This window comes from Pseudoalteromonas sp. 78C3, assembly GCF_002836695.1.
GTDB classification, from domain to species: Bacteria; Pseudomonadota; Gammaproteobacteria; order Enterobacterales; family Alteromonadaceae; genus Pseudoalteromonas; species Pseudoalteromonas arctica.
Genome location: NZ_PJAV01000178.1, coordinates 47,707 through 72,047, shown reverse-complemented (window position 1 = coordinate 72,047; position 24,341 = coordinate 47,707). Strand labels below are relative to the sequence as shown.

Here is a 24,341-nt window from a genome sequence, read left to right as displayed (position 1 = left end):
TAAAATCAACGAAATAATACCAATCTGCTTATATATGGGGTCTATTTAACGTTAAGAAAATTACGCTAGAACTAGGCAAAAATTTTTGTATCTAGTTGTTCTAAATAAAAAAATTTTAACGACGTTATAGTGCAATTTAATTCGTTAAATTGCTCAAAGATTTATGTAGGTTGGCTTAAGATAATAAATAACAAATTTTAGGCACAAAAAAAGCACCCTAAGGTGCTTTTTTTAACTAAACAGCAATAATTACTTCTTGCTGGCAAGTGCACCGAAGCGCTTGTTGAAGCGATCAACACGTCCGCCAGTGTCTAAAACTTTTTGCTTACCAGTGTAAAACGGGTGACACGCAGAACATACGTCTAAGTGAATGTCTTTACAAAGAGTTGAGCTAGTTTCGAATTTATTTCCACATGAACATGTTGCAGAAATTACTTCGTACTTAGGGTGAATACCTTCTTTCATAGGAACCTCTAGTTAAGGCCGCATCGCTCTCCAAACCCGGAGTTTGGCACCATACGTCGTTAAAACAAATTTGTTGGTGGCGGATTTTATCCAACAACCTCCCCCCACACAAGTATTTATTTATATTTTTGCCAAAAAAGTGAACAATCTCTTTCTCAAGCACTATTGCTAGTAGGTTTTTAGCGTTATTTTTAGTACATTACAGCATTAATTTTACGGGTTGAGTTGTTATGAGTTTTGTTGAAGTTGCTATTAAAGTCCCGCTTCCACGCACCTTTGATTATAAAATAGAAGAACAGCTCAGTGGCTTATCAATTCCCTTACTACCTGGCATGCGAGTTTTGGTACCTTTTGGTAATCAAAAAAAAGTAGCGGTTGTTTTGGGTATTAAAAGCAGTACCGACGTCCCTTTAAATAAAATTAAAAATATTATAGAGGTAATAGACGACGCCCCTATTTTAAGTGCCCAGCATTTAGAACTCCTTAGCTTTACTGCCCGCTATTATTGCTATCCATTAGGCGAAACTATTCATATAGCGCTACCTGGTGCACTTCGCCAAGGTGAATCGCCTGATAAAACCAGTATTAATATGGTTGCCCTGACAGAAAAAGGTGCAAAAGTACCGTCATTAAAAGCTAAAACACAGCTCAACCTATTAAAGCAGTTATCGCAATCAGGTAAGTCATCATTAACTGAGTTAAAAGCACTGGGCTTTAGTAAAAAAACAATAGATAGCTTAATAGATAAAGAACTCATAACACAAACTATTGAGCACGATAACCAATGGCAAAGTGTTGCTCCAACCGTCGGTAGTAAACCAGTACTTAATAAAGAACAAGCGGTTGCTTGCACAGCTATAAATCAAAGTACTGGCTTTAGCAGCTTCTTATTAGAAGGCGTAACGGGCAGCGGTAAAACCGAAGTGTATTTACAGTGCCTAGAAGAAGTACTCAAACGTGGCGAGCAAGCCCTCGTACTCGTGCCCGAAATCGGCCTAACACCACAAACCGTAAACCGTTTTCGCCGCCGCTTTCCTGATACACCCATTATGCTTTGGCACTCAGCACTTACCGACAACGAACGTTTACAAACATGGCGTTTTTGCGAAAAAGGCAGTTGCGCGATAGTTATTGGCACGCGTTCGAGTATTTTTCTGCCATTTTTAAAACTCGGTATGATTGTTGTTGATGAAGAACACGATTCATCATTTAAACAACAAGATACCCTTCGTTACCATGCTCGTGATTTAGCCGCTTACAGAGCTTTTCAGCATAAAATTCCGCTTATATTAGGCAGCGCCACACCCGCGCTTGAAACACTTCACAAAGCAATTAATAACAAATACCAGCTATTAAGTTTAACCGAGCGCGCGCAAACAGCGACTGACAATCAGTTTAAGTTACTCGATATGAAAGGTCAGCCCGACCAAGCAGGTATTGCACATGCAAGTCTTGCTACTATGCGTCAGCACTTAAATCGCGGTAAACAGGTTATGGTATTCTTAAATCGCCGAGGTTTCTCACCCACCCTTATTTGCCATGAGTGCGGTTGGTTGAGCGAGTGTAAACGATGCAGTACCAGCGCTACATTTCATAAAGCGATTGGGCAAATGATCTGTCATCACTGTGGCGACCAGTACCCTGTCCCTCACCAATGCCCTGACTGTGGAAGTACGCAAATATTTCCTAACGGTAAAGGCACAGAGCAAATTGAAGAGTTTTTATCGACCGAATTCCCTGATACACCTGTTACTCGTATAGACCGCGATTCAACTCGCCGTAAAGGTAGCCTTGAAAAAGCACTTGATGAAATAAACCTAGGCGGCGCACGCATTTTAGTGGGCACACAAATGCTTGCCAAAGGCCATCACTTTGCAGATGTAAGCCTTGTTATAATTTTAGATGTAGATAGCGGCTTATACTCATGCGACTTTAGAGCGACAGAGCATTTAGCGCAATTAGTCACCCAAGTAGCGGGGCGTGCTGGACGTTCAGGTGAGCCTGGTCAAGTGTTATTACAAACACACTTTCCAGAACACCCTCTTTTGCAAGACTTAGTTAATAATGGTTACCAAGACTTTGCCCGCTTTGCTCTTAGTGAGCGCGATGATGCTGACTTACCGCCCATTACAAATATGGCCATTGTGCGTGCACAAGGACATAGTATTAAACTAGTCGTCGATTTTTTGACGGATTTGGTTCCTGTGAATGGGGTATCTGGTATACAATTGCTCGGTCCGATCCCTGCCCCACTTGAAAGAGTCGCAGGTATGTATCGTTTTCAATTGCATATTCAAGCGCAAGATCGTCGCATATTACATCAGTACCTTGCGCAAATGGTTGATTATTTAAGTACCAGTAAACTTGCACAAAAAGTACGCTGGAGCTTAGACGTAGACCCTATAGACATGATTTAGGTTAAGGCCAAAATAACACCATGGCACAGCACGATTATATTAATAAAAAGCCTGCAGGCAGAAACAGTAAAAAAAACGCACCCGCTAAAAAACCATTTCCTATTCTTTTAGCCGTTATAGCCATCTTACTTGTAGGTGGTTTTGCCTACACACTATGGTTTATAAAAAGTAATGCCGATCCAAAGCTTGTCGAAAAACAAGCTAACCCAACTGCACCCGCAAAAGTAGAAGTTGTTATTCCACGTACACCGGAATTTATTAAAGAAATTAGAAACCACGAGATTCAAGTTGAAGTAAAAGAACTTGAGCAAAAAGGTCCTTATGTTATGCAATGCGGTTCGTTCAGAACTCATGCACAAGCTGAATCATTAAAAGCTAAAATCGCATTTGCAGGGCTCATTTCTGAGATCAAACAGGCTGAAGGCAGCAATGGCACTTGGTATAAAGTACGTTTAGGCCCTTATAAAACCAAACGCCAAGCCGAAAGCGATAAAAACAAACTTAAACGTGTAAAAATAGTCGGCTGCGGAATTTGGGGCTGGACTTGAAAATAAACCATTCACCCATATAACCTCATCATAATCGTTTTTTACGAGTTGCCTCTGCAGCTCGATGATGAGGAATAACATGACTACTATCGTAAGTGTTCGCCGCGGCGACAAAGTTGTAATTGGCGGCGATGGCCAAGTTTCACTTGGTAACACCGTAATGAAGGGCAACGCCCGCAAAGTTCGACGTCTTTATAATGGCAAAGTAATCGCTGGTTTTGCCGGCGGTACTGCTGATGCCTTCACTCTTTTCGAACGTTTTGAAAGCAAATTAGAAATGCACCAAGGTAACCTAACTAAAGCCGCAGTAGAAATGGCTAAAGATTGGCGAAGTGACCGTGCACTTCGAAAACTCGAAGCGCTGCTCGCTGTAGCAGACGAAACAGCCTCTTTAATTATTACCGGTAATGGCGATGTAGTTCAGCCAGAAAACGATTTAATTGCAATTGGTAGTGGTGGTAACTTTGCGCAATCAGCTGCAACCGCCCTTTTAGAAAATACAGATTTAAGCGCTCGTGAAATAGTAGAGAAAAGCTTAACTATTGCAGGCAACATCTGCGTATTTACTAATAACTTCCAAACAATCGAAGAATTATAATAGGAACTATTATGTCTGATATGACCCCAAGAGAAATTGTTCACGAGCTAGATCAGCACATTATAGGTCAGGCTAAAGCTAAAAAAGCAGTCGCTATTGCGCTTCGTAATCGCTGGCGCCGCATGCAATTAAATGAAGATTTACGCAGTGAAGTAACCCCAAAAAATATATTAATGATTGGTCCAACAGGCGTAGGTAAAACAGAAATTGCCCGCCGTTTAGCAAAACTTGCTAACGCACCATTCATTAAAGTAGAAGCGACTAAATTTACTGAAGTTGGTTATGTTGGTAAAGAAGTAGATACGATCATACGTGACCTCGTTGATGTTTCAATTAAAATGACTCGCGAACAGCAAACTAAAAAGTTTAAACATCGCGCCGAAGAAGCAGCAGAAGAGCGTATTTTAGATGCACTTTTACCACCGGTTAAAGATCAATATGGCGAAAGCCAACGCGACGATACTTCATCTACTCGCCAAACATTTCGTAAAAAATTACGTGAAGGTCAATTAGATGATAAAGAAATCGAGATTGAATTAGCGCAAGCTCAATCAAACGTAGAAATTATGGCGCCTCCTGGTATGGAAGATATGACCAACCAGTTACAAAGCATGTTTCAAAACATGGGCGGCGATAAACGCACTAAACGTAAGTTAAAAATTAAAGAGGCCTTCAAACTATTAACGGAAGAAGAAGCCGCTAAATTAGTAAACCCTGAAGAGCTAAAAGAACAAGCTATTTTTGCAGTAGAGCAAAACGGTATTGTGTTTATAGATGAAATAGACAAAATTTGTAAACGTGGTGATTCTTCAGGCCCTGATGTGAGCCGAGAAGGTGTTCAGCGCGACTTACTACCGCTAATTGAAGGCTCCACTGTAAATACTAAGCACGGAATGGTTAAAACTGACCATATGCTGTTTATTGCCTCTGGTGCGTTTCAGATGGCAAAGCCATCAGATATGATCCCAGAGCTACAGGGCCGCTTACCGATTCGAGTAGAACTTGAAGCACTTACTGCAGATGACTTTAAACGCATCCTTACAGAGCCTCATGCATCGCTTACCGAGCAACAACGAGAGCTGCTTAAAACTGAGCAGGTATCGATTGAGTTTAGCGACGATGCAATTGAGCGTATTGCCAAAGCAGCTTGGCAAGTTAACGAGAAAACCGAAAACATCGGTGCTCGTCGTCTACACACTGTAATGGAAAGATTGATGGAAGAAATTTCATACGACGCTTCTGAAAAAGCAGGCTCGTCATTAGTAATCGACGCCGCTTATGTTGAAAAACACTTAGGTGCACTTGTTGAAGATGAAGACTTAAGCCGCTTTATTCTATAAAACGAATATAAACGTTATACTAAAAGCCTCCAGATTGGGGGCTTTTTAATGGGATATATTAAATGAAACACGTAACAAAAGTGCATTACCACAGTGTAAGTAAAAATCTAGATGTTTACTTTGATGATGACAGTAAAGCTGTATTTAGCTGTGAGTTTTTACGTGTACACTCCCCTTCAGCTGAAGTGCAGGGCCATGGCTCTGGCCCAATGAAGCTAGTACTTAATAAGCAAGCTGTAGGAATAAAAAGTATTGTACCTGTTGGGCATTACGCACTTCGTTTAGATTTTGACGATGGCCATAACAGCGGACTATTTAGCTGGCGCTACTTTGAAAAACTACAACAGCAACAAGATACATTGTGGAGTGAATATTTAGCGCGGGTAACTGAACACGAAAAAAGTAAAGATAGCGTGCCTATAAAATTTGTTCCTTAAACTTTATAGGCCCGTTCTATTAAGCGTTATTAAACCTTAAATTTATCAATTGCAGTGAACAGAACGCGAGCCTGCTCAGAGACCTCTTCACTTGTTTGCGCATTGTTAGCAGCATGTTCAGTTGCGTCTTGTGCAATATCGCGAATTCTTACTACATTTTTATTAACCTCTGATGCCACTTGGCTTTGCTCATCAATAGCAACTGCTATTTGAGAGCTCATTTCCATTATTGTTTGTACATCTTCAGTAATTGCGCCTAATAGCTCACCTGCTTTAATTGCTTGCGAGGCACTTTCATCACCTTGAGAGCGACATTTGTGCATAATACTCACCACTTCTTGAGTACGCTGCTGTAAGGTACTTATAATACCTTCAATCTCACTTGTAGACTCTTGAGTACGCTTTGCTAATGAACGAACCTCATCTGCAACAACAGCAAAACCACGACCATACTCACCAGCACGGGCCGCTTCTATTGCCGCATTAAGTGCAAGTAAATTTGTTTGATCTGCAATCCCTCGAATTACATCAAGCACTGAACCAATTGTTTCACCATCTTTTTCAAGTTGCGACACTACATTTGATGCATTCCCCAGCGAATCAGATAGGGCCCTAATGTGCTTAACGGTAGAATCTACTTCACTACGCCCTTGTTGTGCACTTAAATTTGTTGACTCTGCTTTTTTCGCAGCCGCTTCAGTATTATGTGAAATATCCTGAATCGTCGCCTGCATTTCGGTGGCTGCCGTTGCAACCATGTCGGCTTCATGTAGTTGCTCTTGCATACCAGAGCTTGTTGCTGCGGTACTTTGTGATAAATGCTCTGTTGCTACATTAAGCGTGTTTAAAGCACCATTAACTTCGTTAATTAAGTTCTTAAAATCGCCTATTAAGCTATTAAAGTCGACCGTCATGGTGGTAATTTCGTCTTTACCAGTTTGCTCTATCATCACGCTCAAATCATTATTACGACGAATATCGTTAATGGTGTGATAAACCCGCTCAATAGGTACAATAATGGAGTGGCTTGTAAAATAAACGAGCGCTAATACAATCACACCTGCAATCACAAATACCAAAATAGCTAAAAATTGAGCCTGCTCTACACTTTGCTCTACTTGTAACTTAGTGTCTTTAACGATTTTAGAAACAATGGCGTCGCTTTTATCTACACTGTCACGCATTACTCCAAGTGCGCCTGACTCAAGATCTAGCCCTAGCTTAGTTTGCGCCTGCACAAGTGTTTGAAATTCGCTTTGGTATATATCAATCAAAGGATTAATTTGTGCTTTATAGTCGCTTGGCAGCTGTGCTGCAGCTATCTGCTGCTTAAATGTATTAATTCCCTCATTAAAACGCCCTAGGTACTTAATATCAAATCTCAGCATGAAATCTTTTTCTGAGCGTCTTAGTTGCAGCATTGACGACAGCAGTTGGTAATTTTGCTGCTCTTTTAATAGTTGCTCAACTTCATGAACCGAGCTTCTAAGCTTGCCATATAACCCGTCGGTCGGGGTTAAACCAATCTCTTTTTGAAGCTTAACAACAGTATCAAAATCATTATTATAGCTATTTATTAGTTGCTCAAAGCGCTGGACCTGCTCCTGTGCAATACCTTGGTTAGCCATTAACTGTTGTAACTTTTTTACTATATCACTTAACTGCTCAAAATCCGTTTCAAATGCAGTTAACGCGTCTTCTTGTTTATAAAACAAAAAGTTTTTTTCATGTTTACGCAATGCTAATGCATGTACGTTGAGCTCTTCTGCTAATTGAATAGTCTTGTTTAAGCTCAAGGTTGTACGTGATTCAAAAATAATCACGCATAAAAGGACCACCATTGCTAAACCAACAACGACTGCGTTTAGTTGTAAACGTCGTTTAATTGTTAAGTTTTGTAAAAAATTCATCGCTAACGCCTTTTTTAAATATGCATTTGTATTATAGCTAATAGATCAAAAGCGACTAATTAATTTAACTTTTTATTATTGGTAATTCTAAACAGTTTAAATGTGATGGCTATAAGGCGACACTATCCCACAAACCTTTATGTAACGATTGTGTGTTATTCCATTGTTGTTTAACCAACCAATCAATTAAAGGCGCGGGATCGCTGGGGTAATTTATTTGCTTGTTTTGCGGCGCGCTATTCCAATCATCAAGGGCTTGTGGGTTTAAATAGTTCATAACATGCGCCATGCCCATGGCAAATAAAGTTTGTGCATTTGCTGCTTGCTCAAACTGACCATCTAAAGGCTTTAATAGTAACTTTTTACCTAACTTAAGCGCTTCACTGGCAAGCTCAAATCCCGCGTTACCAATAACACCACTTGTGTTTGCTAAGTCGTTTAAAAAGCCAGAACGTGAAGGGGCTCGTAAATGTATATGTCCAAAAGACTGATTGCTGGCATTTGGGTGATAGCAATAAAATTCTTTTTCGGGAAAGTCTTTTAAATAATCAACAACGCTATCTAAGTTTTCGAAAGGTAAATATACCAATACCTTGTTCATTACTGCTACAGGGTTGTCGTGATTATGATGAGCAATAAAAGGCGGTATTATATTATTTGCAAATGGTTGCCAGTGCACGCCTAAGTAGGTAGTCGCTGGTGCATAATGCTTGATAAGTGATTTTCTCAGGACGCCACGACCAAACATAGGTACGTTATCTGACAAAAATGCTGCTTGGTGACTAATGCCAATAACGGGTATACCTGCCCGTTTTGCAGCCCATGCTGTGACTGGCTCAAAGTCATTAAGTACAAAATCGTACTGTTTTATCTCAAGCGATTTTATATCACTCACCAACTTACAAATTCGCATGTTTTTAAGTGTTTTTAAATTTTTAACTTGCCCATTTTCAGTGCTAAACGATAAACCACGATACGCTTTATAATCTGAGAATTCGTGCATATCAAAGTAATCTTTATTTGCGCGCCCTGAAAACACATAATCAACATCAATACCGAGCTTATTAAAGCAGCTTGCCATAACCCGAGCGCGCGTTATATGACCATTACCGGTACCTTGTACTCCATACAATATTTTCATGCAGGCACCACAAGTGCTAACGCAAATAAACCACAAAAACTACCAATCGTTGCGCCTATTATAATATCAGCAGGAAAGTGCACACCCAATACCACACGAGACATAGCAACGCCGGTAGCCCAACTAAATAGTAGTAACGCATATTCTGGAAAAAAATGGCTTAATATAATTGCCACTAAAAAGGCAGCTGCACTGTGACCCGATGGTAAACTAAATTTATCGCTTGGTACTATATAGGCATTTGTTACTAAGCAGTCGCATGGACGGATCCGAGCAAATCTATTTTTAGCTAGTAGGTAAATAGGTCTTTCTATAGCAAAACCAATTAATATAGTAACAGGCAATAATTGATGCTGTTCATTATTACTAAGCCACCACACTGCTAAGCATATTAATATATAAAGCTCACCATCACCGCTTTTAGACAAACCAAAGGCCATTGTTTTAAACCACCTCGGTGAATTGCAATTAAACAAAGTTAAAAATAATTGCTCATCTATCTGAGTTACCTTTTTAAGCATATTATTATTCATCACCATCCCTCATTGCATAACATATGAACACCGATTTAGCTTATGTGTTGTAAATAACAATTGAGTGACGCTTTTAATACACTATTATTGCGATTAATGATTTAGCGCTTGTTTTGCCTAAATTTACTGCGATTAAGTCGTTGTTATTGCTTATAAGGAGGGTATACTGAGATATAAATTAATGTACCTTTTGAGGATAAAATAATGGATTACAGCACTTCTGATTTATGCGACCACTTTGCTGACGTGGTTGACGTGCTAGAGCCAATGTTCATCAACTTTGGTGGTCGACACAGCTTTGGTGGCCGCATTAAAACGGTTAAATGTTTTGAAAATAATGAACTGATCCGCGAATTACTTTCTCAAGACGGTACAGACTTAGTGCTTCTTATTGACGGTGGTGGCTCAACTCGCCGTGCACTTATTGATATTGAATTGGCCGAACTTGCACTTGAAAATAACTGGAATGGTATTGTTGTTTACGGCGCAGTACGCCACGTTGATGAGCTTGAAGAACTTGATTTAGGCATTCAAGCAATTGCTTCTATCCCTGTTGCAGCTGACAGTGAAGGTGCTGGCGAGGATGCTATAGGCGTTAACTTTGCCGGTGTATCATTTTTTGATGATGACTTTATTTATGCCGATAGTACTGGCATTGTTTTATCTGCAGAAGAATTAGAATTGGAAGTTGTAGAAGTATAACGTGACCTCCCATTTAAAAGTATATGATGAAAGCGCGGTTAGAGCACTTTGCTCTAACCGCGTAAATGAAAAAAAAGCATGGCAATCAATGGCCTTGCTAGACACTCAAGTAAACCTGCAACAAGCACTTATTGACGCAGCTCAATTTGGCATTCGCTACGTACTTCTTGGTATTTGCGAAGATATTGGCCCAAAAGCCAATTTAGGAAATGGCGGTGCAAACGAAGCATGGCCTGCTTTTTTAAAACGTTTTTTAAACCAACCTCATAATCAATTTATTGCCACTCAAAAAGTACTTTTATTGGGTGAAGTAAATACTGATGATTTAATGGCGCAAAGCAACCAACTTAATAATCAGCAAGCCCAGCAGTTAACTCAATTACGAGATTTATGCCAACAACTTGATGAACGCGTAGAGTCAGTATTAAGCCTTATTTTTAAAGCAGGGCTTGAGCCAATCGTCATTGGCGGAGGTCACAATAATTGCTTAGGTATTATTCGCGCGCTAAGTAAGTCAAAAAACACGCCTGTTAATACTATCAATTTTGACCCTCATGCCGATTTTAGAGAATGTGAAGGTCGCCATAGTGGTAATGGCTTTCGCTACGCGTATAACGAGCAACATCTAAGTAATTACCATGTTATTGGCTTACATGAATTAAAAAACAATCAAGCAATTATAGATGCAATGAGTGAAGCTAACTTTAAATTTGATAGCTATCAATCTATACAAGTTAAGCGAAAAATTACACTAACGCAGGCAATTGAAAGTGCACTAAGTAATTTTAATGATTTACCGCTGGGTGTTGAAGTTGATTTAGATAGTATTACTTATATGCCAGTTAGTGCGTATACATATTGCGGATTTAGTGTGAGTGACACTGAGCACTTTGTGCATTTAGCTGCAAGCCATCGCTACTCTAAGTACTTACACTTATGTGAAGCAGCGCCTAGCCAGCACCCTAACGGAGTTGAGGCCGGATCTGCCCATGTAGGGCAAGTGATTAGTGCACTTGTAAATAGCTACCTACAAGCCAAAGAAAACACTTAACGTTGTTGAACCGATCGCCACTCTTTTAGCCAGCTCATTAAACCGATACTACTTAGCGGATGACCAAAGTAATAACCTTGTGCAGCATAACCTTTTAAGCTTTTTACAAACTTAAGTTGTTCAAGTGTTTCTACTCCTTCAAAAATTACTTTTGTTTTTTGTTGGCTATGCATATCAACCATTCCACCAACTAAACTGCGTATATTGTTTTGATTACTAAAGTCAGCGGTAAGTGAAGGTGAAACCTTAATATACTCAACCGCTAAACTTGGTAACTTAGAAAGTAGTACTGGATTATCACCAAGTCCATCCACACATACTTTTAAGCCTATGTTATTAAGTCTTGCGATCATGCCTCGGCCTTTGTCATCTAAACCAGCAAAAATATGTAAAGGGCATTCAACAATTAAGTCTCCCGCCTCTAAGTGATGTTCATTTATAACAACATCAACAAATTCAACAAACTCTTCATTTAGCATTTCAGGGCCAAATACGTTAATGCTAAGCGGTATAGAAATACCTTCTACTCTAAGCGCCATTGCAAGCTCAGCGGCTCTCTCCATTACAAATTTAGCAAGCGGGTAACCAAGCCCTGCTATTCTTATGTCGTCAATAAAACGATTAGCAGATAAAATTCCTTGCTTAGGGTGCTGCCAACGCAGTAGTAATTCTAAAAACTCAATTTGACCGTTTTCGTTACAAATTATAGGTTGAAAATAGAGTTCTAATTCGCTCGAAAAATCAATATTTGCCAATTCTTTTAGTCGCGCTTGTTGCTCTCGCAGTTCAATCATCATTTGTTGATGATAAGGCACAACCTTGCGATTTGGATGGCTATCGAGTGCTAGGTATGCGTACGATATTAAATTATCAAAGTTATTGTCTTGCTCATTACAATCAACATAGCTCGCCCTCGCTTTTACCTCTACAGTGCAGTTAGCAACATTAAATGGCTTAAGCGTTGCACCCAGTATTTGTTCAATAACCAACTCATGCAAATGTTTTTGATTCGCAAAACTACAAATAAATGCAAAATTAAGGCCCCCTAAGTGGGCTAGCTTTTCTTGCCCAACTAAAGTCACTATTTCGTCACTTGAAAGCAGTTCTTTTATTCGATTAGCCGATTGTGCTAAAAGTATATCGCCAAAGTCACGTCCAATGTGCTGGTTAACTTGTTCAAATCCTTCAAGACGAATAACGATTAACGCTGCACTTACTTGCTTATTGTCGCACCATGCATAGTAACCTTGACGTAACTGTTTTCTATCTGCAAAAACCGAAAGCGGAGACTCTTCAATAAATGCATCACCTGTAGGTTCTGGCTCTATCACTACTTCTATTTCAGCGCTTTCATCATTTAAAAAACCAACAATAGCTAATAATAATATCGCTAACACAACCCAAAATAACGGAACTTCCAATAATAAATGAGCTGAAAATAGAACAACAAATAAAAGACCAGCCATTGAGCTGGTAATAATCATGCTCCAATTATTTCGCTCGAAGGCTTGCCATAAATGAAAACAAAATCCAAAGGCAAGTAAAATGGCAAGCCAAGCTGCGCCCGTACTCAAAATAGCCAAACCAACAGCTGCTGTGCATAAATAGCTAAATTTAATACTGGCATTTTTAACGGCAAATAAAGTGGCAATCATCGCCATCAATAGTGCACCACTAAAAAAAATTGGGAAATTACTGTCGGTTAGTATGTTCAAATTAACGGCATCCGTATTCGCTAAAAAAGTTTAAACCAGGTTATATGTGGGTAAAAATAATACAAATTAGTTAATTCTACCCAAAATCCATAAATTTAACAGTTTATTTACGCCAAATTGGTAACTTAATTGTGATGGATGACTTATTTGCCAATGCGCAATATCAGCTCTTGCACCAACCTTTAAAATACCACGGTCGTCTAACCCTAGTGCTTTAGCAGCATTGCGAGTAACACCTGCCAATGCTTGCTCGGGTGTTAATCTAAACAATGTGCATGCCATATTCATCATCAAGTGCACTGAGCACAGCGGTGAAGTGCCAGGATTAAAATCACTCGCAATAGCTATAGGTACTTTATATTGATTAAGTAACTCAATAGGTGGGAATTTAGTTTCTCTTAAAAAATAAAATGCACCGGGCAATAACACCGCGACCGTCCCAGCGTTTGCCATGGCTTTTACACCCTCTTCATCGAGATGCTCAATATGATCTGCCGAAAGGCCATTGAACTGCGCCACCAGCTCAGCACCATGTTGATTAGATAACTGCTCAGCATGGCATTTTACTGGGAGGTTATGCTTTTTAGCCGCCTCAAAAACACGTTTGGTTTGCGAATAACTAAAGCCTACATTTTCACAAAATACATCGACTGCATCAGCAAGATTATTAGCCACTACCTGATCAAGCATGTCAGTACATACCAAATCAATATATTCATCAGCACGGCCTTTGTATTCAGGCGGTAGAGCATGCGCCCCTAAAAAAGTAGTTTTAATATCAATAGGATGATGCTCACCTAATAAACGAGCTACTTCTAATATTTTTATCTCGTTTTCAGTATCTAGCCCATAGCCTGACTTTATTTCAACAGTGGTTACACCTTCTTTTAACAACGTATTTAAGCGATCTTTTGCATCAACAAATAATTGCTCACAGTCGGCTGCTCTCGTCGCTTTAACCGTACTTGCTATGCCACCGCCTTGTGCCGCAATTTGCTCATAACTTACACCCTGCAAGCGCTGCTCAAACTCTTGCGACCTTGAACCTGCAAACACTAGATGCGTATGACAATCTATTAAGCCCGGCGTTAACCACTGCCCTTTTATACTCAATGTCGGCGTTGCAAACACATCAAAACTGGGCAACGTTGCTTGCTCTCCAATCCACGCAATTTTACCATTTTTAATAGCTATAGCAGCATTTTCGATTGCGCCATAAGGGGCATTTATATTGCTATCCATAGTGGCAATATTGGCATCAGTTAAAAGTAAGTCGATTTCTTCTAACTCATAATTTTTTGTTGTGCTTTGCATTTTACAGCCCTTTTTACGCCGAGAGTGATGAAAATATAGTCTAACAACCCACCTTGTATATACAAGGCAATTGTGTCATCTTATTTATATAGTTTATTTTTAATGTAACCATAAATTTAATGACGACACCTAAATTTGCGCAAATAAAACAATTCATTGTTGATAAAATTCGCAGCGGTACGTGGCAAGAAAACCAACGTGTTCCCTCTGAAAACGAACTAAGTAGTCAATTTAGTGTCAGCAGAATGACAGCCCGCCGAGCACTAAGCGAGTTAACCGAGGCAGGTATTTTAACCCGCAGCCAAGGGTTAGGTACATTTGTAGCCACATTTAAATCGCAGTCATCGTTACTCGAAATAAAAAACATTGCTGATGAAGTAAAAGAACGTAACGGCAACTACACCTGTAGTGTACTTATACTTGAATCAATAAATGCAGTCGCACCTATTGCCATTGCGCTTGGTGTTGAGATTGACAGTGTTGTATATCGAAGTGTACTCGTTCATAACGAAAACGACAGCCCCTTGCAGCTAGAAGAGCGTTTTGTAAACCCTGCGCTTGCGGCTGGTTACTTACAACAAGACTTTAGCACGCTTACACCTCATGAGTATCTATCTAGTGTTGCACCACTTACCCAAGCGAGGCATACCGTAGAGGCTATTATGCCAAACAGCGAAATGTGCCAATGGTTAAATTTATATAACGAAGAGCCATGCTTACAAGTTATTCGACGCACATGGTCTATTAACGGCATTGTAAGCTTTGCGCGCCTTGTATCACCAGGCAGTAAATATCGCTTAGGTGGACACTTAACATTTAAAAAATAACAAACAATAGCGCTTACTGCGCTTTTTTTATAACAAATCACCTTGTATATACAACAGGAGCAAAACATGAACAACCGACTCGACACAAGTCGCGTAATACGTGCACCTCATGGCGATAAAATAAGTGCTAAAAGCTGGCAAACTGAAGCTGCTAAGCGCATGCTAATGAATAATCTAGACCCTGAAGTTGCAGAACATCCTCATGCACTTGTTGTATATGGTGGTATTGGCCGAGCAGCTCGTGATTGGCCAAGTTATGACAAAATTATAGAAACCCTCGATAGACTCGAAAACGACGAAACTCTGCTTGTACAATCAGGAAAACCCGTTGGTGTATTTAAAACCCACAGTAATGCCCCTCGTGTACTTATTGCCAACTCAAACCTTGTTCCACACTGGGCGAATTGGGAGCACTTTAACGAGCTCGATAAAAAAGGCTTGATGATGTACGGACAAATGACAGCGGGTTCTTGGATTTATATTGGCTCGCAAGGCATTGTACAAGGCACTTACGAGACCTTTATAGCCATGGCAAAGCAACATTTTTCAGGCAGTGCTAAAGGCAAGTGGGTATTAACGGGTGGCCTTGGTGGTATGGGCGGTGCGCAACCACTTGCCGCTACAATGGCAGGGTTTAGTGCGCTAGTTGTTGAATGTGATGAAAGCCGTATCGATTTTCGTATAAAAACAGGTTACGTTGATGTAAAAGCAACGAACCTTGAACACGCACTGCAATTAATAACCGACGCGTGCATAAAAGGTGAAGCCCTATCAGTTGGCTTACTTGGTAACGCTGCCGATGTATTTAGTACACTGGTTAAAACAGGTATTACACCTGATGTAGTCACAGATCAAACATCAGCTCACGATCCATTAAATGGTTACTTACCACAAAACTGGACAATGGAGCACGCAGCAAAAATGCGTGAGCAAGATCCAAAAGCGGTAGTAAAAGCTGCTAAACAATCAATGGCAGTCCAAGTTAGAGCCATGCTGGCGCTGCAAAAAGCGGGTGCCGCCACTACTGATTACGGAAATAATATTCGTCAAATGGCGTTTGATGAAGGTGTTACCAACGCGTTTGATTTTCCTGGATTTGTACCCGCCTATATTCGCCCTTTATTTTGTGAAGGTATTGGACCATTTAGATGGGTAGCATTATCGGGCGATCCAGAAGATATTTATAAAACCGATGCAAAAGTAAAAGAGCTTATTCCTGATGATGCACATTTGCATAACTGGCTTGATATGGCGCGTGAACGCATTCAATTTCAAGGGCTACCTGCACGTATTTGTTGGGTAGGTTTAAAAGATAGAGCACGCCTTGCATTGGCCTTTAACGAAATGGTTAAAAATGGCGAACTTAAAGCCCCTATCGTTATTGGTCGCGATCACCTCGACTCTGGCTCAGTTGCCAGCCCTAACCGCGAAACAGAAAGTATGAAAGATGGCTCTGATGCGGTATCGGATTGGCCATTACTCAATGCACTGCTTAATACAGCAAGTGGCGCTACTTGGGTGTCCCTTCATCATGGCGGCGGTGTAGGTATGGGCTTTAGTCAGCACTCTGGTGTGGTTATTGTTGCCGATGGTACAAATGAAGCTAAAGAGTGTATTGCTCGCGTACTTTGGAACGACCCTGCAACGGGTGTAATGCGCCATGCTGATGCTGGATACGACATAGCAAAGAACTGCGCTAAAGAACAAAATTTAGACCTACCAATGTTAGACAAGGAATAATCATGTTCGAACTTACTCTCACTCCAGGCTCACTTAATTTAAACACGCTAAGAAAAATTAATAATTCACCAGTAAAGTTAAGCCTTGTACAGCATGCTGAATCACAAATAGCTGCCAGCGCACAAACCGTTCAAAACGTTATTAATGAGCACCGCACTGTATACGGGATTAACACCGGCTTTGGGTTATTAGCTAATACCAAAATAGCCGACGACGAACTTGAATTATTACAGCGCTCCATTGTGCTTTCACACGCTGCGGGCATTGGCGAATACATGGATGACAGCACAGTAAGGTTAATGATCACCTTAAAAGTAAACTCGCTTTCGCGCGGCTACTCGGGTATTCGCCTGCAAGTAATCCAATTTTTTATGCAGCTGCTTAGTAGCGAAGTATATCCGTGCGTGCCTAAAAAGGGCTCCGTGGGGGCATCGGGGGATTTAGCCCCTCTTGCGCATATGTGCCTACCTTTATTAGCTGAAGGTCAAATGCGACATAAAGGAAAAATAATTAGTGCAGCACAAGGGTTAAAAATAGCGGGGCTTGAACCTCTTACCCTTGCAGCTAAAGAAGGCTTAGCATTATTAAATGGCACACAAGCGTCAACTGCGTTTGCACTACAAGGCCTATTTAGAAGCGAGAACTTATATGCACAAAGCTGCGTTATCGGCTCGATAAGCATAGAAGCTGCAATGGGCAGTCGCGCGCCATTTGATGCACGTATTCATGATATTCGTGGTCAGCGCGGACAAATAGACACCGCTCAAGTATTTAGAGAGCTACTCGATACGCACTCTCAAATTAGTGATTCCCACGTCAATTGTGAAAAAGTACAAGATCCATACTGCCTTCGCTGCCAACCTCAAGTGCTAGGTGCTTGCCTAACTCAGATACGCCAAGCCGCAGAAGTGTTGCTATGCGAGTCAAACGGTGTAACCGATAATCCGCTAGTTTTTGCCGATGTAGGCGACATCATTTCTGGAGGGAATTTTCATGCAGAACCCGTTGCAATGGCTGCCGATAACCTCGCTATTGCGATTGCCGAAATTGGTGCTTTAGCAGAAAGACGAATTGCATTACTTATTGACTCAAACCTATCTAAGTTACCGCCATTTTTGGTTGAAAACGGCGGGGTAAATTCAGGTTTTATGATTGCTCAAGTAACCGCTGCTGCGCTTGCGTCAGAAAACAAATCATTAGCACATCCGGCTTCGGTCGATAGCTTGCCTACATCTGCAAATCAAGAAGATCATGTATCTATGGCAACCTTTGCAGCAAGGCGCTTAGATGAAATGGCCAATAATACCCAAGGTGTTTTGGCAATAGAATGGTTAGCATCGGTTCAAGGGCTAGAATTTAGAAAGCCGCTTGAACCATCAAATAAAGTGCAAAGCGCTAAAGCGTTATTACGCGAGCATGTGAGTTATTATGATAAAGACCGCTACTTTGCTCCCGATATCGAAGCTGCTAATACATTACTAAGTGAAGGTAAGCTATGCGACTTCATAGAGAGCAGTCCCCTGCCTTCAGCATATTAAATACCATATTGGTAAGTAAAGCCTAGCGCTTCAATAGCTGAGCCAATAACTTTGCGCTCAGCTTTATCATCACTGGTAAAGCGTGGTAACTCGCCACCATGTTCTGCACACTTCACTGCGTAGTATTCAGCTTTTGTCGGGTGCGCAGGATTAACAACATTATAAATATTTTGCCCTACTTGCCAGTGCTCTATCACCGCAAAGATAGCATTAATTACATCTTGTTGGTGCACCATATTTACTACTTGCTCACTTGATGTATTAAGCTCTTTGCCTGCCACAAAACGACCAGGTTCTCTATTAGGCCCTAGTAATCCAGCTAAACGCAGCACTTTCCCGTCTTGCTCAAGTACTTGCTCTTCTGCCTCATAGAGCTTTATTTGGCGCTCGTTTGTGCATGAAATATCGCAACTTTCGCTATATACACCAGGCTCTTGATCGTATACCCCGGTTGACGAGCATAATAAAAAGCCCTTTGCGTTTAACTCCTTTGAAAGCTTAAGCGCTGCGGTGAGTGTTTCAGGATAATTACTTTCACTGTGCCTGCTACGTGGTGGAATAGCACATACCCAATAAGCATTTTGTAAATCAACTTGATGTCTTAATTGCCCATCTTCAAGTGTAAACTGACGCTCAAAGTCAAACTCGTGTATATCTGTTCTATGCGTTCCTTGTACTTGCCAATCAGCTTTTTGCGCACTTACGCATAACGCATGTCCTAACCAACCTGCACCTAATACTACTAATTTATTACTTTTATTTGTCATTTTTGTATAAGCCTTTATTTTAAACGCATAATTAGTTCTTTCTATCTAACTTTATAGAGATTTTAAGTAAGATATGATTAGATATAATTTCATAAATAATAAAAATATGCGTACTCATGCTAAATAATTTATCATTACGGAAGAAAATATTATTATTGATTGGTGGAACAATTACCGTTTTACTAATTATTGCCTCAACATTTTTTGTTAAACACATTGCCAACCTCTCTAGAGAAAACATAGAAAATGAAGCGCAAAGTTATCTACAGACCGAGCAACTTTCAATGCAAAGTTACTTTGCGATGTACGGAAAAATGGTATCAACCTTTGTTAATAACCCACATTTAATCAACTTTTTTGAAAATTGGGATACTCGCGATCAAGCACTTGAAAGCGCCCCTGGCTACAACGAAGTAAACCAAGACTTTGTCCGTTTAAGCTCAAATGACGAAAACATTTTATCGGCCTTTTTTGCCTCAGCAACCACCGGTGAATACTTTAAAGAAAATGAACGTACAAGTCACTACAACGGCCAGCCTTATTACGCCTACAAGCGTGGTTGGTGGCAAGAAGCCATGCAAGTTAACAAACTTTACGTAGGTCCAATCTCTGTTGATTTAACCACAGGCGTAGCATCCGCAGTAGTACAACAACCTGTTTATAACGCACAGCGTAAACTCATTGGTATGGGCGGTGTTGATTTACAACTAAACAAAATTAACGACATGGTCGAAAATATTCGCTTTAACGGCCAAGGTTATGGATTTTTACTCGATGGAAATCAAAAAGTAGTTCACTTTTCAAAAGCCACAGGACACAAACTTTCAATTACAGATGAAGGTGCAAACGGTAAAGAAGGACTCGATGCGCTTGAGCAACAGTTTACAGATACAGCAGGCTTTAAAGAATTAAATACACAAATGCGAAATAACCTTAAAGGCAGCCAAATGGTTACTTTTAAAGGTGAGCAGTTTTATGTGGTTTACCATCGTCTGCAGCTAGAGCAGCCTTATATAGATTGGTATGTAGGTCTACTTATTCCTACTAGCATGATTGAAGAGCCCGTAAATGCCGCAGTAACCGCAACAACAACTGCAGTAGTTATTATCTTAATTATTATATTAGCCATGATTTTATGGGCTACCCATATGATTTCAAAACCCATCACAACACTTACGCACATTATGCGTGATATAGCATCGGGCGAAGGCGACCTTACTCAAAAAATTGATATTAATAGTCAAGATGAAGTGGGACAGCTGGCCAATCATATGAACACTTTTATTGATAAGTTACGCGCCATGATGCTAGAAACCGCAGCGCAAGCAGAACAGCTAAGTAATGCAGCAGCTCAGCTAAGACATGTTTCTGAGCAAACTAATTCTGAAATTCAGCAAGAGAAGCAGCAAGTTGATAGCGTCAGCGCTGCGGTAACTGAAATGGCGACTACTGTGCTTGAAATATCACGTAATGCACAACATACAAATAACGCAGCTGAAGAAGTTCAGGCAATTACAGCTGAAGGTGCAAGCCGTTCTACACAGGCGCAAAAAGTAATGACTGAGCTGGCGTTGCATATTGGCGAAGCATCTAAAGTGGTAGCAGGCCTTGAACAAGAAAGTAATAACATTGGTGCGCTAGTCGACGTAATTAATTCAATTGCCGATCAAACCAACTTACTTGCACTGAATGCGGCTATAGAGGCAGCTCGTGCCGGTGAACACGGTCGAGGCTTTGCCGTTGTTGCTGATGAAGTACGCTCACTAGCAAGTCGCACACAAGAATCAACAGACGATATTCGTAATATGATTTCGCGCTTGCAGCAAATAGCTCAACAGGCCTCAGTGATGATGCAACAAGGACAAGATCAAACCGAGGGCTCAGTACTGCAAACTAAAGAAGTACTTAGCTCACTTCACAATATTGCGCAGTCGGTCACTAAAGTACAAGACCAAAGTCATCAAATAGCCACGTCAACTGAGGAGCAAACAGTCGTTGCTGAAGATATTAATACGAGCCTTTCGGCAATTAATAACTTAGTGAACAGTACCGCTGACCATGCGCACACCCTCGCTGACGAAGCTCGTGACTTAAGTGATTTAGCTGCAGCACTTAACAAAACGGTTAACCAATTTAAATTATAAAACACTCATTTAATAGCTGTGTTTAAGCGTCAAACTTAAGCGCAGCTATAACCCTTGTTTTTAATTTATTTAGCACCATATCTTTACAGTTCGCTACTATTTTTACTGTAATTGAGTAATACAAAGTTATTTTTACGAACCAGATCAAATTTTTCGATTTTATACACAGATCTTTTTATTGAGATAGTTTGTTGTTTGGCAGAGTCTGGTATAGTAGCGCACGTAATAAACAGTGCTTTTTGAGCGGTTTAATACAATATTGCTAATTAATATGTTCTAAGTGTTATTTAAAAGCACATATTAATTACCAATTGTTAAAAATGGGTTAGCCGATACTCGGCTGACAAAGAATACATTGTAACGGTTTTATCATGATATCTAATTTATTTACCAAGCTTTTTGGTAGTCGCAATGACCGCACTATTAAAAACTTAAGAAAGACGGTCGCGCTAATCAATGCGCTAGAAACGCAACTTGAAGCGCTTTCTGATGAAGATTTAAGAGCTAAAACAGCTGAGTTTAGAGAACGTTACGATAACGGACAAGGCCTTGACGATATCCTACCTGAAGCTTTTGCTGTGGTACGTGAAGCGTCAAAGCGTGTAAATGGCATGCGTCATTTCGACGTGCAGTTATTAGGTGGTATGGTTTTACATCAAGGTCGCATTGCAGAAATGCGTACCGGTGAAGGTAAAACACTAACAGCTACCCTACCAGCTTATTTAAACGGCTTAACAGGCAAAGGTGTTCACGTAATTACTGTGAATGACTACCTTGCTAAACGTGATGCTGAAACCAACCGTGCGTTATTTGAATTTTTAGGCCTTACTGTAGGCTGTAACGTACCGGGTATGATGCCACAGCAGAAGAAGCTAGCTTATACTGCTGACATTACGTACGGTACAAATAACGAATTTGGTTTTGACTACCTTCGCGATAATATGGCTTTTAGCATTGATGAACGTGTTCAGCGTCCATTATTTTATGCCGTAGTCGATGAAGTGGATTCAATCTTAATTGATGAAGCGCGTACTCCGCTTATTATTTCAGGCCCAGCTGAGGACAGCTCTGAGCTATACACTGAAATAAATACCATCGTTCCTTTACTTGAACTTCAAGAAAAAGAAGACGAAGAAGGTGTTGAAGGCGACGGCGATTACACTATTGATGAAAAGTCTAAGCAAGTTCATTTAACAGAACGTGGTCAAATTAAAGTAGAAGAGCTACTTACTGAACGCGGCTTAATTGAAGAAGGCGATTCGCTTTACTCAGCAGCAAGCATTACGCTACTAAGTCACGTTTATGCGGCCCTTCGTGCCCACAAGCTATACCAAAAAGATGTTGATTACGTAGTAAAAGAAAACGAAGTAATCATTATCGATGAGCATACTGGTCGTTCAATGGAAGGTCGTCGTTGGTCAGAAGGTTTACACCAAGCTGTTGAAGCTAAAGAAGGTGTAAATATTCAGAACGAAAACCAAACACTTGCATCTATTACGTTCCAAAACTACTTCCGTTTATACGAAACATTAGCAGGTATGACAGGTACTGCCGATACTGAAGCTTTTGAGTTTCAATCTATCTACGGCCTAGATACTGTTGTTATGCCAACTAATAAGCCAATGGTTCGTGATGATCGCGCCGACTTAGTTTACCTAACGCAAGAAGAAAAATACGAAGCAATTTTAATTGACATTAAAGACTGTCAAGACCGCGGACAACCGGTACTTGTAGGTACTATTTCAATTGAAAGCTCTGAGTATTTATCACAGTTTTTACGCAAAGAAAAAATTAAGCACAACGTACTTAATGCCAAATTTCATGCGCAAGAAGCAGATATCGTTTCAGATGCTGGCCTACCAGGTACAGTAACAATTGCAACCAACATGGCCGGTCGTGGTACCGATATCGTGTTAGGTGGTAACTGGAACAGTGAAGTTGAAAAACTTGAAAACCCAACTGCTGAGCAAATTGCTGAAATTAAAGCAGCTTGGAAAATTCGCCATGATGCGGTAATTGATGCTGGCGGTTTACATATCATTGGTACTGAACGTCACGAATCTCGTCGTATAGATAACCAATTACGTGGTCGTTCTGGTCGTCAAGGTGACGCCGGTTCTAGCCGTTTCTACCTATCGATGGACGATGCACTAATGCGTATCTTCGCTGGTGAACGCATGACTAACATGATGCGTAAACTAGGTATGCAACGCGGTGAAGCAATTGAACATCCATGGGTAAACCGTGCGATTGAAAATGCACAGCGTAAAGTAGAAGCACGTAACTTTGATGTTCGTAAGCAATTGCTTGAGTACGATGATGTAGCAAACGATCAACGTCGCGTTGTTTACTCTCAACGTAATGAGCTACTTGAAGAAGGCGATATTTCAGAGACTATCACAGCAATTCGTGGTGATGTTCTTGCTAGTGTAATTGATCAGTACATTGCACCGCAAAGCCTTGCTGAAATGTGGGATATTCCTGGCCTTGAAGAGCGTTTAAAACAAGACTTCTTACTTGAGTTGCCAATCACTCAATGGTTAGCAGATGACAATAAACTATACGAAGAAAAACTTCGTGAGCGTATTGAGCAGGCGGTTGAGCAGTCATACAAGCAAAAAGAAGAGCAAGTTGGCGATTCTGTTTTACGTCAATTCGAAAAAGCGATTATGCTACAAAGTCTTGATCAGCATTGGAAAGATCACCTTGCTGCTATGGATCACTTACGTCAAGGTATTCATTTACGTGGTTACGCGCAAAAGAATCCTAAGCAAGAGTATAAGCGTGAATCGTTTGAGCTGTTTTCTGAAATGCTTGAAAACTTGAAAGTAGATGTTGTAAGCATCCTAAGTAAAGTACAAGTACGCGCAGAAGAAGATGTTGAAAAAGTAGAAGAGCAACACCGTAAAAGTGAAAATGCTCCTCGCGAATACCAACATGAAGAAGCTGAGCAAGTAGGTGGCGAAGCGCCAGCACCAGAAACAGCTACTGTAATGGCTCGTACAGAACCAAAAGTAGGTCGTAATGACCCTTGTCCTTGTAAATCAGGTCAAAAATTCAAACAATGTTGCGGTAAATTAAAATAGCCCAATATTGTTATTAGCTTATTAAAAAGCGGCGCTAGCGTCGCTTTTTTTTATGGAGTTTTAAAGTA

19 protein-coding genes are annotated in these 24,341 nt (G+C 40.5%); 12 read left to right on the top strand and 7 right to left on the bottom strand.

The window, feature by feature from the left end; translation table 11 throughout:
* Positions 1-249: 249 nt before the first annotated feature.
* Positions 250-465, bottom strand: coding sequence for a 50S ribosomal protein L31 (gene rpmE, locus CXF76_RS20645; protein ID WP_007582029.1), 216 nt, complete (start codon positions 463-465; stop codon positions 250-252).
* A gap of 230 nt (positions 466-695) precedes the next feature.
* Between rpmE and priA the strand changes: the two genes are divergently transcribed.
* From priA to CXF76_RS20620, 5 genes are all read left to right on the top strand, one after another.
* Entirely contained in the window at positions 696-2,882 is a 2,187-nt protein-coding gene (priA, locus tag CXF76_RS20640) for a primosomal protein N' (protein WP_007582030.1), read from the top strand.
* 20 nt (positions 2,883-2,902) lie between these two features.
* The gene (locus CXF76_RS20635; RefSeq protein WP_007582031.1) at positions 2,903-3,430 is read left to right on the top strand and encodes an SPOR domain-containing protein; all 528 of its coding nucleotides are present in this window, start codon (positions 2,903-2,905) and stop codon (positions 3,428-3,430) included.
* A gap of 79 nt (positions 3,431-3,509) precedes the next feature.
* Positions 3,510-4,028: an ATP-dependent protease subunit HslV gene (gene hslV, locus CXF76_RS20630; protein WP_002958366.1), complete on the top strand. Its 519-nt coding sequence runs from the start codon at positions 3,510-3,512 to the stop codon at positions 4,026-4,028.
* 11 nt (positions 4,029-4,039) lie between these two features.
* A complete protein-coding gene (gene hslU / locus CXF76_RS20625) occupies positions 4,040-5,368 on the top strand; it encodes an HslU--HslV peptidase ATPase subunit (protein WP_024589894.1) in 1,329 nt (442 codons plus the stop codon).
* Positions 5,369-5,430: 62 nt separating this feature from the next.
* Positions 5,431-5,805, top strand: coding sequence for a gamma-butyrobetaine hydroxylase-like domain-containing protein (locus CXF76_RS20620; protein WP_002958364.1), 375 nt, complete (start codon positions 5,431-5,433; stop codon positions 5,803-5,805).
* Positions 5,806-5,834: 29 nt separating this feature from the next.
* On the opposite strand, the gene CXF76_RS20615 is transcribed toward CXF76_RS20620, so the two are convergent.
* From CXF76_RS20615 to CXF76_RS20605, 3 genes are all read right to left on the bottom strand, one after another.
* On the bottom strand, positions 5,835-7,715 hold the full coding sequence (locus CXF76_RS20615) for a methyl-accepting chemotaxis protein (RefSeq protein WP_024589895.1): 1,881 nt from the start codon (positions 7,713-7,715) through the stop codon (positions 5,835-5,837).
* 109 nt (positions 7,716-7,824) lie between these two features.
* Positions 7,825-8,856: an MJ1255/VC2487 family glycosyltransferase gene (locus CXF76_RS20610; RefSeq protein WP_002958362.1), complete on the bottom strand. Its 1,032-nt coding sequence runs from the start codon at positions 8,854-8,856 to the stop codon at positions 7,825-7,827.
* Entirely contained in the window at positions 8,853-9,392 is a 540-nt protein-coding gene (locus tag CXF76_RS20605) for a phosphatase PAP2 family protein (protein WP_024608106.1), read from the bottom strand. The genes CXF76_RS20610 and CXF76_RS20605 overlap by 4 nt, the downstream gene beginning before the upstream one ends.
* Positions 9,393-9,593: 201 nt before the next feature.
* On the opposite strand from CXF76_RS20605, the gene rraA reads away from it, so the two are divergent.
* Complete coding sequence (gene rraA / locus CXF76_RS20600) at positions 9,594-10,091, top strand: ribonuclease E activity regulator RraA (RefSeq protein ID WP_002959955.1); 498 nt, start codon at positions 9,594-9,596, stop codon at positions 10,089-10,091.
* Position 10,092: 1 nt separating this feature from the next.
* On the top strand, positions 10,093-11,142 hold the full coding sequence (locus CXF76_RS20595) for a formimidoylglutamase (protein WP_024589897.1): 1,050 nt from the start codon (positions 10,093-10,095) through the stop codon (positions 11,140-11,142).
* Here the strand turns inward: CXF76_RS20595 and CXF76_RS20590 are convergent.
* Both CXF76_RS20590 and hutI read right to left on the bottom strand, forming a co-directional pair.
* Positions 11,139-12,803, bottom strand: a complete 1,665-nt coding sequence (locus CXF76_RS20590) for a bifunctional diguanylate cyclase/phosphodiesterase (protein WP_024589898.1) — start codon at positions 12,801-12,803, stop codon at positions 11,139-11,141. The two genes, CXF76_RS20595 and CXF76_RS20590, sit on opposite strands and share 4 nt — an antisense overlap.
* Before the next feature lie 120 nt (positions 12,804-12,923).
* Positions 12,924-14,171, bottom strand: a complete 1,248-nt coding sequence (gene hutI / locus CXF76_RS20585; protein ID WP_024589899.1) for an imidazolonepropionase — start codon at positions 14,169-14,171, stop codon at positions 12,924-12,926.
* 119 nt (positions 14,172-14,290) lie between these two features.
* Between hutI and hutC the strand changes: the two genes are divergently transcribed.
* From hutC to hutH, 3 genes are all read left to right on the top strand, one after another.
* Positions 14,291-14,998: a histidine utilization repressor gene (gene hutC, locus CXF76_RS20580; RefSeq protein WP_007582045.1), complete on the top strand. Its 708-nt coding sequence runs from the start codon at positions 14,291-14,293 to the stop codon at positions 14,996-14,998.
* A 66-nt stretch (positions 14,999-15,064) separates the two neighbouring features.
* Positions 15,065-16,738 (top strand): urocanate hydratase, encoded by a 1,674-nt coding sequence (gene hutU, locus CXF76_RS20575; protein ID WP_024589900.1) that lies wholly within the window; start codon positions 15,065-15,067, stop codon positions 16,736-16,738.
* Between the two features lie 2 nt (positions 16,739-16,740).
* On the top strand, positions 16,741-18,276 hold the full coding sequence (hutH, locus tag CXF76_RS20570) for a histidine ammonia-lyase (protein ID WP_024589901.1): 1,536 nt from the start codon (positions 16,741-16,743) through the stop codon (positions 18,274-18,276).
* Here the strand turns inward: hutH and CXF76_RS20565 are convergent.
* Positions 18,273-19,043 (bottom strand): NADP-binding protein, encoded by a 771-nt coding sequence (locus tag CXF76_RS20565; protein WP_008137681.1) that lies wholly within the window; start codon positions 19,041-19,043, stop codon positions 18,273-18,275. The two genes, hutH and CXF76_RS20565, sit on opposite strands and share 4 nt — an antisense overlap.
* Before the next feature lie 116 nt (positions 19,044-19,159).
* Here CXF76_RS20565 and CXF76_RS20560 point away from each other — a divergent pair, with 116 nt between their 5' ends.
* Both CXF76_RS20560 and secA read left to right on the top strand, forming a co-directional pair.
* Positions 19,160-21,187 carry a methyl-accepting chemotaxis protein gene (locus CXF76_RS20560; RefSeq protein ID WP_024589902.1) on the top strand — a complete coding sequence of 676 codons (2,028 nt, stop codon included), beginning with the start codon at positions 19,160-19,162 and terminating at the stop codon, positions 21,185-21,187.
* 371 nt (positions 21,188-21,558) lie between these two features.
* Positions 21,559-24,273, top strand: a complete 2,715-nt coding sequence (secA, locus tag CXF76_RS20555; RefSeq protein WP_007582061.1) for a preprotein translocase subunit SecA — start codon at positions 21,559-21,561, stop codon at positions 24,271-24,273.
* The last annotated feature ends 68 nt before the right edge of the window (positions 24,274-24,341 follow it).